Genomic DNA, 11894 nt, shown 5'->3' on the forward strand with positions numbered 1-11894 from the left:
CTGTTTAGCCGATTTTTTGCCCGGATTGCCCCTTTTTCAGTGACCTTCGGCAAAAGCTGGTTCACACTATGCGGCATAGAAGCTTCCACATGGAGAAACAGGGCGATGCAAGGCCATCCGGACGTAATCAACTACCTCGTCACGCTGCTGAAGGGCGAACTGGCGGCACGCGACCAGTACTTCATTCATTCGCGCATGTACGAAGACTGGGGCCTGTCCAAACTCTACGAGCGTATCAACCACGAGATGGAAGAAGAGGCGCAACACGCTGATGCGCTGATGCGTCGTATCCTCATGCTGGAAGGTACACCTGACATGCGCGCAGACGATCTGGAAGTCGGCAGCACCGTGCCGGAAATGATCGAAGCCGACCTCAAGCTTGAATACAAAGTGCGCGCTGCGTTGTGCAAAGGCATCGAGTTGTGCGAATTGCACAAGGACTATGTCAGCCGCGACATTCTGCGTGCGCAGTTGGCCGACACTGAAGAAGATCATACCTACTGGCTGGAAAAGCAGCAGGGTCTGATCAAGGCCATTGGCCTGGAGAACTACCTGCAATCGCAGATGTAATAGCCGGGGGCTGCTTTGCAGCCCATCGCGACACAAGGCCGCTCCTACAGGCGATCGCGCCACCCAAAGGTTGATGCGATCGCCTGTAGGAGCGGCCTTGTGTCGCGATGGGGCGCAAAGCGCCCCCAAATGCCTTAGGCCCGATCCCGCTCCAGCAGCGGTTTCAAGTAATGCCCGGTATACGACTGTTTCATCTCGCTCAGTTCTTCCGGCGTACCGCAGGCAATGATCTGCCCACCCTTGGAGCCACCCTCTGGCCCCAGGTCCACCAGCCAGTCGGCCGTCTTGATCACATCCAGGTTGTGCTCGATCACCACCACGGTGTTGCCGTGGTCGCGCAGGCGGTGCAGCACATCCAGCAACTGCTGAATATCGGCAAAGTGCAGGCCAGTGGTCGGCTCGTCGAGGATATACAGGGTCTTGCCGGTGTCACGCTTGGACAGCTCGCGGGATAGCTTGACCCGTTGCGCCTCACCACCGGACAGGGTGGTCGCCGACTGCCCCAGCTTGATGTAGGACAAACCCACGTCCATCAGTGTTTGCAGCTTGCGCGCCAATGCCGGCACCGCATCGAAGAACTCGCGGGCATCCTCGATGGTCATCTCCAGCACCTCGTGGATGTTCTTGCCCTTGTACTTGATCTCCAGGGTCTCGCGGTTGTAGCGCTTGCTCTTGCATACGTCGCAGGGTACGTAGATGTCCGGCAGGAAGTGCATTTCCACCTTGATCAAGCCATCGCCCTGGCAGGCCTCGCAGCGGCCGCCCTTGACGTTGAACGAGAAGCGCCCAGGGCCATAACCGCGGGAGCGCGACTCGGGCACGCCGGAGAACAGCTCACGGATCGGAGTAAAAATGCCGGTGTAGGTAGCCGGGTTCGAGCGCGGGGTACGGCCAATCGGGCTCTGGTCGATATCCACGACCTTGTCCAGGTGCTGCAGGCCGTCCATGCTGCTGTGGGGCGCCGCCTCGATGCTGCTCGCGCCATTCAGGGCGGACGCTGCCAGCGGGTACAGGGTGTTGTTGATCAGCGTCGACTTGCCCGAGCCAGATACCCCGGTCACGCACGTCAACAAGCCAATCGGCACCTCGAGGTCAACATTCTGCAGGTTGTTGCCGCGTGCCCCCTTCAGCTTGAGTTGCAGCTTCTTGTTGCGCGGCGTGCGCTTGGCGGGCACGACGATCTTCTTGCGCCCCGACAGGTATTTGCCCGTCAGCGAGTCAGGATGGTCCATGACCTCCTGCGGCGAACCCTCGGCGACGATCTGCCCGCCATGTACGCCCGCACCTGGGCCGATGTCCACTACGTAGTCCGCCAGGCGGATGGCGTCTTCATCATGCTCCACCACAATGACCGTGTTACCCAGGTCGCGCAGGTGATTGAGCGTCGCCAGCAGGCGGTCGTTGTCGCGTTGATGAAGGCCGATCGACGGTTCGTCGAGAATGTACATCACCCCCACCAGGCCTGCGCCGATCTGGCTGGCCAGGCGGATACGCTGGGCCTCGCCCCCCGACAAGGTGTCGGCACTGCGGTCCAGGGTGAGGTAGTCGAGGCCGACGTTGACCAGGAACTGCAGGCGTTCGCAGATTTCCTTGAGGATTTTCGAGGCAATTTCGCCGCGGCGGCCGGTCAGGGTCAGTTCGGCAAAATAGCTGCTGGCATCGCCAATGGGCAGGTTGGTGACCGCCGGCAGGGTTTTCTCGCCAACCCACACGTGGCGCGCTTCGCGACGCAGGCGGGTGCCGCGGCAGTCCGGGCAGGGCTGGGTGCCGAGGAACTTGGCCAGTTCTTCACGCACGGTGGCCGATTCGGTCTCGCGGTAGCGGCGCTCCAGGTTCGGCACAATGCCTTCGAACGGGTGCGAGCGCTTGACGATATCGCCGCGGTCGTTGAGGTACTTGAAGTCGACACTGTGCTTGCCGCTGCCTTGCAGGATCACCTTCTGGTGTTCGGCAGACAGCTCGCCAAACGGCTCTTCCAGGCTGAAGCCGTAGTGTGCCGCCAGTGAGCCGAGCATCTGGAAGTAGTACACGTTGCGGCGGTCCCAGCCGCGGATGGCGCCCTCGGCCAAGGTAAGCTCGGCATTGACCAGGCGCTTGGTGTCGAAGAACTGCTTCACACCCAGGCCGTCGCAAGTCGGGCAGGCACCCGCCGGGTTGTTGAAGGAAAACAGCTTGGGCTCCAGCTCGCTGATCGCGTGGCCGCACACCGGGCAGGCGAAACGGGCGGAGAAGATCGTCTCTTCGCCTTGCTCGTCGTCCATCGGTGCCACCAGGGCAATCCCGTCGGCCAGTTTCAGCGCAGTTTCGAACGATTCGGCCAGGCGCTGCTGCAGGTCGGCGCGCACCTTGAAGCGGTCTACTACCACATCGATGCTGTGCTTCTTCTGCTTGTCCAGCTTGGGCAACTCATCAAGCTCATAGAGCTTGCCGTTGACCCGGGCGCGCACGAAACCCTGCGCGCGCATTTCATCGAACACTGCCAGGTGCTCGCCCTTGCGCTCGCGCACCACCGGCGCCAGAAGCATCAGCTTGCTGCCTTCGGGGCGCTCCAGCACCAGGTCGACCATCTGGCTGACGGTTTGCGCCTCCAGCGGAATGTCGTGGTCCGGGCAGCGTGGGGTACCGACGCGGGCGTACAGCAGGCGCAAGTAGTCGTAGATCTCGGTGATGGTGCCGACCGTCGAGCGCGGGTTATGCGACGTCGACTTCTGTTCGATGGAGATTGCCGGGGACAGACCTTCGATCGTGTCGACGTCGGGCTTTTCCATCATCGACAGGAATTGCCGGGCGTAGGCCGACAACGATTCCACGTAGCGGCGCTGGCCTTCGGCGTACAGGGTATCGAACGCCAGCGAAGACTTGCCGGAACCGGACAGGCCGGTGATCACGATCAGCTTGTCCCGGGGCAAGGTCAGGTCGATGTTCTTCAGGTTGTGGGTACGTGCCCCACGAATCAGGATCTTGTCCACTGCGGCCTCGCTTGGCGGGCATAAACAAAGAATTATACGGCCCCCTGCCAGTACGCGGCAAAGCGTCGCGTAGATGCCGTCAAGCTGTCGGACTGATAGAATCGCCGCCGGTTCACACGAGGTTACGCCATGCATGACACCCACAACGAGCGCATGAGCAGCAGCGAAACCCGCGCTGCTGGTGGCCTGGCCCTGGTCTTTGCCTTTCGTATGCTGGGCATGTTCATGGTCTTGCCGGTACTGGCCACCTACGGCATGGACCTGGCCGGTGCCACACCTGCGCTGATTGGCCTGGCCATCGGGGCCTATGGCCTGACCCAGGCGGTATTGCAGATTCCGTTCGGGATGATTTCCGACCGCATCGGGCGGCGTCCGATCATCTACCTGGGGTTGGTGATCTTTGCCCTGGGCAGTGTCCTGGCGGCCCAGGCCGACTCTATCTGGGGGGTGATCGCGGGGCGCATCCTGCAAGGTGCCGGGGCAATTTCGGCTGCCGTCATGGCGCTGCTCTCGGACCTGACCCGTGAACAACACCGGACCAAGGCCATGGCCATGATCGGCATGAGCATCGGCCTGTCGTTTGCCGTGGCCATGGTCGTCGGGCCACTGCTGACAAGTGCCTTTGGTTTGTCAGGATTGTTCCTTGCCACTGCCGGGCTTGCCCTGGTCGGCATCCTGCTGATCGCCTTCGTCGTGCCCAGTACCCACAGCCTTCTGCAGCACCGCGAGTCGGGTGTGGCGCGCAAGGCACTCGGCCCGACCCTGCGTCATCCGGACCTTTTGCGCCTGGACGTGAGCATCTTCGTGCTGCATGCCGTCCTCATGGCCAGCTTCGTCGCGCTGCCCCTGGCCTTCGTCGAGCGTGGCGGGCTGCCAAAAGAGCAGCACTGGTGGGTCTACCTGACCGCACTGTTCATCTCATTTTTTGCAATGGTGCCGTTCATCATCTACGGCGAAAAAAAGCGCAAGATGAAGCGTGTGTTGGCCGGTGCAGTCAGTGTCCTGCTGCTGACAGAGATATACTTCTGGGAGTGGGCTGACGGTTTGCGCGGACTGGTGATCGGCACCGTGGTATTCTTTACCGCATTCAACCTGCTAGAGGCCTCGCTGCCTTCGCTGGTGAGCAAGGTGTCGCCTGCCGGTGGCAAGGGCACGGCAATGGGGGTTTATTCCACCAGCCAGTTCCTTGGTGCGGCACTGGGTGGAATTCTGGGTGGCTGGCTGTTCCAGCACGGTGGGTTGGACACGGTATTCCTCGGCTGCGCGGTATTGTGTGCAATCTGGCTGATCGTCGCGTTGTCCATGAACGAGCCGCCGTATGTGACCAGCTTGCGCATGCCGCTGACGCCAGAGGCAGCCCGGGAAGCCGGCCTGACCGAGCGACTGATGGCCGTGCCGGGTGTGACCGACGCTGTGGTGGTTGCTGAAGAAGCGGCCATCTATATCAAACTGGATACGAAAATTTTGGACCGTGCGACCCTCGAGCGACTGGTGAATCCAGCCTCTTCGGCGTGCGAAGCCTAGGAGAACGTTATGGCCCGTGGGGTTAACAAAGTCATTCTGGTCGGCACTTGTGGCCAGGATCCCGAAGTCCGCTACCTGCCCAACGGTAATGCCGTGACCAACCTGAGCCTGGCTACCAGCGAGCAGTGGACTGACAAGCAGTCGGGCCAGAAGGTCGAGCGTACCGAGTGGCACCGTGTGTCGCTGTTCGGCAAGGTTGCCGAAATTGCCGGCGAGTACCTGCGTAAAGGTTCGCAGTGCTACATCGAAGGCAAGCTGCAGACCCGCGAGTGGGAAAAAGACGGCATCAAGCGTTACACCACCGAGATCATCGTCGACATCAACGGCACCATGCAGCTGCTCGGCGGGCGCCCGCAGGGCCAGCAGCAGGGCGGTGATCCGTACAACCAGGGTGGCGGCAACTACAACCAGGGTGGTGGTCAACAGCAGTACAACCAGGCCCCGCCGCGCCAGCAGGCCCAGCGCCCGCAACAGGCCCCTCAGCGCCCGGCGCCACAGCAGCCAGCGCCTCAGCCGGCTGCTGACTTCGATAGCTTCGATGACGATATTCCGTTCTGATCAGAACATCAGGCGGCTAGCGAAACCAGAAACCCAGGGCCTTGGCCCTGGGTTTTTTTATGAATGCGGCAGGCCAGCGCAGTCACCTCAGAGGGTGCTTTCACCACCCAGTTCTTCAAGCGCCACCCGGGTGAACTGCGCATCCAGCTCCGGCGTTGCGCCGCTGATGCCGATGCCGCCGATGTGCAGGCCGTTCTTATCCATGATTGGCAGGCCTCCCTCCAGCAAGGTGAGCCCCGGCAACGATGCATAGGGTTTAGCCGGGTGTGCAGGGCTGTGTTCGCCAGAGGTGGGCGAGGCCAAGGGGAATCGGGCAGAAGTCTCAGCCTTGAGTTGCGCCAGCTTGATACTGGCTTTGTCTGCGCCGTCCATACGGTGCAAATACTTGGGCTTACCGTGGTTGTCGATGATGCTGATGACGACTGAGCGAAGTTATGTAGTCCATTTCCGAAAGTGATGAGCCCCGTAACCCGGCATAGTGCTCTCTACCTGACACATGTCATCGCACCTTCTCGATTCTTGACTAGTCTTATCCATTGGCGAGCAGAATTTGGCCCGCCACCGTGACTACCAAGAGGCGCCGGCAATGTTTCGTGCGTCCAAACCTGATCAGGAGTGCACGATGGACCTGAACCGTCGGCAATTCTTCAAGGTCGCCGCTATCGGCCTTGGAGGCTCGAGCCTGGCGGCGTTGGGCATGGCCCCCACGCCAGCCTTTGCCGAGCAGGTGCGCCACTTCAAGCTGGCGCACACCAAAGAGACCCGAAATACCTGCCCTTACTGTTCGGTCGGCTGCGGCCTGATCCTGTACAGCCAGGGCGATGCGGGCAAGAACGTCAAACAGAACATCATTCATATCGAAGGTGACGCCGACCACCCGGTCAACCGCGGCACCCTCTGTCCGAAGGGTGCCGGCCTGCTGGACTTTATCCACAGCCCGAGCCGCCTGCAGTACCCAGAGGTGCGCAAGCCTGGCAGCCAGGAATGGGTGCGGGTCAGCTGGGACGAGGCCCTGGACCGCGTTGCCGACCTGATGAAGCAGGACCGTGACGCCAACTTCATCGAGAAGAACGCCCAGGGGCAAACCGTCAACCGCTGGCTCACCACCGGTTTTCTCGCTGCCTCCGCCGCCTCAAGCGAGGCGGGCTACCTGACCCACAAGGTCATCCGCGCAACAGGCATGCTGGGGTTCGATAACCAAGCACGTGTCTGACATGGCCCGACGGTGGCAAGTCTTGCCCCGACGTACGGCCGTGGCGCCATGACCAACCACTGGTCAGATATCGCCAACGCGAATCTGGTCCTGGTGATGGGTGGCAACGCAGCAGAAGCGCATCCGTGCGGCTTCAAATGGGTGACCGAGGCCAAAGCGCACAACAAGGCGCGGCTTATCGTGGTCGACCCGCGATTTACCCGAACGGCTTCGGTGGCCGACTACTACGCGCCAATCCGTACCGGTACCGACATCGCCTTCATGGGTGGGCTGATCAACTACCTGCTGAGCAACGACAAGATCCAGCACGAATACGTGCGCAATTACACCGACGTGTCTTTCATCGTCAAAGAGAACTATGGCTTCGAAGACGGGCTGTTCAGCGGCTACGACGAGGCCAAGCGCGTGTATGCCGACAAGTCCGGCTGGGGTTATGAGCTGGGTGAGGATGGCTACGCCAAGGTCGACCCGACACTGCAGCACCCGCGCTGCGTGTTCCAGCTGATGAAGCAGCACTACAGCCGCTATACCCCGGCGTTGGCGAGCATGACCTGTGGCATGCCGCAGGACGCCATGATGAAAGTCTGGGAAGAGATCGCCAGCTGCTCGGTCCCGGGCAAGACCATGACGATTCTTTACGCCCTGGGTTGGACGCAACACTCGATCGGTGCGCAAATCATCCGCAGTGCCGCCATGGTGCAGTTGCTGCTGGGTAACGTGGGCATGCCCGGTGGTGGGGTCAACGCGTTGCGCGGCCACTCCAACATCCAGGGCCTCACCGACCTTGGCCTGCTGTCCAATTCGCTGCCGGGCTACCTGACGCTGGCCGGCGATGCCGAGCAGGATTACGCCGCCTATATCGACAAGCGCGCCTCCAAACCGCTGCGCCCGGGGCAGCTGTCTTACTGGCAGAACTACGGCAAGTTCCATGTCAGCCTGATGAAGGCCTGGTACGGTGCCAACGCCACGGCTGAAAACAACTGGGGCTATGACTGGCTGCCCAAGCTCGATGTGCCGGCTTACGATGTGCTGCGCATGTTCGAGATGATGGGCCAGGGCAAGGTCAACGGCTACATGTGCCAAGGCTTCAACCCCATCGCCGCGCTGCCGGACAAGAACCGCGTTACTGCGGCTTTGGCCAAGCTCAAGTGGCTAGTGGTCATGGACCCGCTCGCCACCGAAACCTCGGAGTTCTGGCGCAACATGGGGCCGTTCAACGACGTGGACACGGCCAATATCCAGACCGAAGTGATCCGCCTGCCCACCACCTGCTTCGCTGAGGAAGATGGCTCGCTGGTCAACAGCAGCCGCTGGCTGCAGTGGCACTGGAAAGGTGCCGACGGGCCGGGCGAAACCCGCACCGACGTGCAGATCATGAGCGAGCTGTTCCTGCGCCTGCGTCAGCGTTACCAGACCGAGGGCGGTACCTACCCTGATGCGATCATGAACATCAGCTGGCCGTACAAGATTGCTGATGAGCCATCCCCCGAGGAATTGGCCAAGGAAATGAACGGCTGGGCGGTCACCGACCTTACCGATGCTGCCGGTGCAGCCCTCAAGGCTGGCCAGCAATTGTCGGGCTTCGGTCAACTCAAGGACGATGGCAGCACGGCATCGGGGTGTTGGATCTTTGCCGGCTGCTGGACCGAGCAGGGCAACCAGATGGCTCGCCGCGACAACAGCGACCCGTACGGCATGCACCAGGTGCAGAACTGGGCCTGGGCTTGGCCGGCCAACCGCCGCATCCTCTACAACCGTGCCTCCAGCGACCCGCAAGGCCAGCCTTGGGATCCGGAAAAGAAACGCCTGGTGTGGTGGAACGGCAAGACCTGGACCGGGACCGACGTGCCCGACTTCAAGGTCGACTCGCCACCCGAGGCGGGGATGAACCCGTTCATCATGAACCCCGAGGGCGTGGCGCGGTTCTTCGCCATCGACAAGATGGCCGAAGGCCCGTTCCCCGAGCACTACGAGCCGTTCGAAACACCGATTGGCATCAACCCGCTGCACCCGCAGAACAAGAAGGCGATCAGCAACCCGGCCGGGCGCATCTTCGACTCGGTATGGGACACCCTCGGCAAGCACGATGAATTCCCGTACGCGGCGACCACCTACCGGCTGACCGAGCACTTCCACTTCTGGAGCAAGCATTGCCGGCTCAACGCCATCGCCCAGCCCGAGCAGTTCGTCGAGATCGGCGAGGTGCTGGCCAATGAAAAAGGCATCAAGGCTGGCGACCGGGTGCGGGTGTCGAGCAAGCGTGGCCATATCGACGCGGTGGCGGTCGTGACCAAGCGGATTCGCCCGCTGCAGGTCAACAACCAGACCGTGCACCAGATCGGCATTCCGCTGCACTGGGGCTTCACCGGCGCAACCCGGCATGGCTACCTGACCAACACCCTGGTGCCATTCCTGGGTGACGGCAACACGCAGACGCCAGAGTCCAAGTCGTTCCTCGTCAAAGTGGAGAAACTCTGATGGCCAGCCAAGACATCATCGCCCGCTCGGCCACCACCACCGTGCCGCCCTCGGTACGCCAGCAGCAGGAAGTCGCCAAGCTGATCGACACCACCAAGTGCATCGGCTGCAAGGCTTGCCAGGTGGCGTGTTCGGAGTGGAACGAACTGCGTGACGAGGTCGGCCACAACCACGGCACCTACGACAATCCCCAGGACCTCACTGCCGAGACCTGGACGCTGATGCGCTTTACCGAGCACGAGCGCGACGACGGCAACCTGGAATGGCTGATCCGCAAGGACGGCTGCATGCATTGTGCCGAGCCAGGCTGCCTCAAGGCGTGCCCAAGCCCAGGGGCGATCATCAAGCATGCCAACGGTATCGTCGACTTCAACCAGGACCACTGTATTGGCTGTGGCTATTGCATCACCGGCTGCCCGTTCAACATTCCGCGCATCTCGCAGAAAGACCACAAGGCGTACAAGTGCACCCTGTGCTCCGACCGCGTGACCGTGGGCCTGGAGCCGGCCTGTGTGAAAACCTGCCCGACCGGGGCAATTGTGTTCGGCACCAAGGACGAGATGAAGGTGCATGCCGCCGAACGCATCGTCGACCTGAAATCGCGTGGCTACGACAACGCCGGGTTGTATGACCCGGATGGCGTCGGCGGTACCCACGTGATGTACGTGTTGCACCATGCCGATACCCCCAAGCTGTATGCCGGCCTGCCGGACCAGCCGGTGATCAGCCCCCTGGTAGGGTTGTGGAAGGGCTTTACCAAGCCCCTGGCGTTGTTGGCGATGGGCGCAGCGGTGCTGGCCGGGTTCTTCCACTATGTGCGGGTCGGGCCACAGCGGGTGGAGGAGGACGAACACCCGGCCGCGGCCGACCCGAGCGTGCAGACAGTGGACCCTGCAGTGCATGTCTATGATCCGAGCAAGCCCGGTGGGCAAGGGGAGCAGCGGCCATGAACGACAACAAACCCATCTTGCGCTACAACGCCAACGAGCGCAGCAACCACTGGCTGGTGGCGATCCTGTTCTTTCTCGCCGGGCTGTCGGGGTTGGCGCTGTTTCACCCGGCACTGTTCTGGCTCAGCAACCTGTTTGGCGGTGGGCCGTGGACGCGCATCCTGCACCCGTTTCTGGGGGTGGCGATGTTCGTGTTCTTCGTTGGCCTGGTGGTGCGGTTCTGGCGGGCCAACTTCATCACCGCGAATGATCGCCTCTGGCTGCGGCGGGTTGACCGGGTAATGCGTAACCAGGAGGAGGGCGTACCGCCAATCGGCAAGTACAACGCCGGGCAGAAGCTGCTGTTCTGGACTCTGCTGGTGTGCATGCTGGTCTTGCTGGTCAGTGGTGTGGTGATCTGGCGAGCGTATTTCAGCCACTGGTTCGGCATCGAGGTAATTCGCCTGTCGGCGTTGCTGCATGCACTGGCGGCCTTCGTGCTGATCCTCAGCATTATCGTGCACATCTACGCCGGTATCTGGATCAAAGGCTCGATTGGCGCCATGCTGCACGGCTGGGTAAGCCGCGCCTGGGCACGCAAGCACCATGAACTGTGGTACCGCGAGGTGACTGGCGACAAGCCGCCGAGTCATCACGGACGAAAAGAAGGATGAGCGCTTGAGCACGATACTCGAACCTGGGCAGATCGAAGCGTCGGCGGTGATGCCGCCGTTTCTGCACCTGCCGCCGGCCAACCTGTTTGAAGTGCGGGCTGCGCGTTTGGACACGCTGGCCCAGGGCAATGCCCTGGGCGACTACCTGAGGCTGGTTGCGCGGTTGTGCCGTGTGCAGCAGCAGCTTGTGGATAACCCCCCTGGCGCCCTGCCGGTGGCTGAGGCGCGCCAGCGCCTGTGCATAAGCCATGGTTTGCCGCCGCTGGCGGCAGACAGCCTGGTACGTGACGGGGCTTGGCTGGTCTGGCTGCAGGCCTTGCTCGGTCACTTTGGCGACGAACCCCAGGGTCCGTTGGCGGAGGCCTTGCAGGTGCTGCGTGGCAGTGATGACAACCAGCGCAAAGGCTGGGGGTTCGCGTTGCTGGCAGGGCAGTATGACGCGGTGCCGCCCGCACTGGTGCCATTGCTCGGGGCTGCGTTGCAGGCGGCCTGGTCCAGCTGGCTGCTGGCATTGCCGGCGCCTGAACTCAAACCCGCTGGCAGCCTGGCCCAGTGCCCGGCCTGCGGCTCGCCGGCGATGGCCGGGGTGGTACGCAACCGTGGCAAGCACAACGGCCTGCGCTATCTGGTGTGCGCGTTGTGCGCCTGTGAATGGCATGTGGTGCGGGTCAAGTGCGTGTACTGCGAGTCGAGCAAGGACTTGCGCTATACCAGCCTTGAGAATGACCGCCATCTACCCGGCAAGGCGCCCCTGCGGGCCGAGTGCTGCCCGGGGTGTGAAAGCTACCTCAAGCAGAACTACCTCGAAAACGACGCAGCGGCCGAGCCCTTGGCCGACGACCTGGCCAGCCTTGCGCTGGACATGCGCCTGGACGAGGAAGGTTTTCATCGCCTGGCGCCCAACCTGATGCTTGCGCCCGGTTAGTGGGTGAGTGTCTACACTGAAAAACCGAGTCGCCTGCTTCGCGGATGAACCGGT

The 11894-nt window shown here is 62.0% G+C and carries 9 protein-coding genes; 7 read left to right on the forward strand and 2 right to left on the reverse strand.

The features are described from left to right. Positions 1 to 105: 105 nt before the first annotated feature. A complete protein-coding gene (gene bfr, locus AACG97_RS02905) occupies positions 106 to 570 on the forward strand; it encodes a bacterioferritin (protein WP_009681979.1) in 465 nt (154 codons plus the stop codon). 134 nt (positions 571 to 704) lie between these two features. Here the strand turns inward: bfr and uvrA are convergent, their stop codons facing one another. Beyond that, the gene (gene uvrA / locus AACG97_RS02910; protein WP_009681965.1) at positions 705 to 3539 is read right to left on the reverse strand and encodes an excinuclease ABC subunit UvrA; all 2835 of its coding nucleotides are present in this window, start codon (positions 3537 to 3539) and stop codon (positions 705 to 707) included. Between the two features lie 129 nt (positions 3540 to 3668). On the opposite strand from uvrA, the gene AACG97_RS02915 reads away from it, so the two are divergent. Both AACG97_RS02915 and AACG97_RS02920 read left to right on the forward strand, forming a co-directional pair. Then, positions 3669 to 5063, forward strand: a complete 1395-nt coding sequence (locus AACG97_RS02915) for an MFS transporter (protein WP_009681966.1) — start codon at positions 3669 to 3671, stop codon at positions 5061 to 5063. Between the two features lie 9 nt (positions 5064 to 5072). Continuing rightward, complete coding sequence (locus AACG97_RS02920; RefSeq protein WP_009681967.1) at positions 5073 to 5621, forward strand: single-stranded DNA-binding protein; 549 nt, start codon at positions 5073 to 5075, stop codon at positions 5619 to 5621. Positions 5622 to 5708: 87 nt separating this feature from the next. Here the strand turns inward: AACG97_RS02920 and AACG97_RS02925 are convergent, their stop codons facing one another. Next, on the reverse strand, positions 5709 to 6038 hold the full coding sequence (locus AACG97_RS02925; RefSeq protein WP_144187462.1) for a GlcG/HbpS family heme-binding protein: 330 nt from the start codon (positions 6036 to 6038) through the stop codon (positions 5709 to 5711). Between the two features lie 205 nt (positions 6039 to 6243). Here AACG97_RS02925 and fdnG point away from each other — a divergent pair, with 205 nt between their 5' ends. From fdnG to fdhE, 4 genes are read left to right on the forward strand one after another with little or no spacing between them, the layout of a single operon-like run. Continuing rightward, on the forward strand, positions 6244 to 9312 hold the full coding sequence (gene fdnG, locus AACG97_RS02930) for a formate dehydrogenase-N subunit alpha (RefSeq protein WP_146226816.1): 3069 nt from the start codon (positions 6244 to 6246) through the stop codon (positions 9310 to 9312). Then, positions 9312 to 10262 (forward strand): formate dehydrogenase subunit beta, encoded by a 951-nt coding sequence (fdxH, locus tag AACG97_RS02935; RefSeq protein ID WP_009685687.1) that lies wholly within the window; start codon positions 9312 to 9314, stop codon positions 10260 to 10262. The genes fdnG and fdxH overlap by 1 nt, the downstream gene beginning before the upstream one ends. Further along, complete coding sequence (locus tag AACG97_RS02940; protein ID WP_009685688.1) at positions 10259 to 10915, forward strand: formate dehydrogenase subunit gamma; 657 nt, start codon at positions 10259 to 10261, stop codon at positions 10913 to 10915. Before fdxH ends, AACG97_RS02940 begins: the two co-directional genes overlap by 4 nt. 4 nt (positions 10916 to 10919) lie before the next feature. Continuing rightward, positions 10920 to 11840 carry a formate dehydrogenase accessory protein FdhE gene (fdhE, locus tag AACG97_RS02945; protein WP_009685689.1) on the forward strand — a complete coding sequence of 307 codons (921 nt, stop codon included), beginning with the start codon at positions 10920 to 10922 and terminating at the stop codon, positions 11838 to 11840. Positions 11841 to 11894 lie beyond the last annotated feature (54 nt).

The sequence above is a fragment of the Pseudomonas sp. Nvir genome (genome assembly GCF_963778085.1).
Taxonomy (GTDB): Bacteria; Pseudomonadota; Gammaproteobacteria; order Pseudomonadales; family Pseudomonadaceae; genus Aquipseudomonas; species Aquipseudomonas juntendi.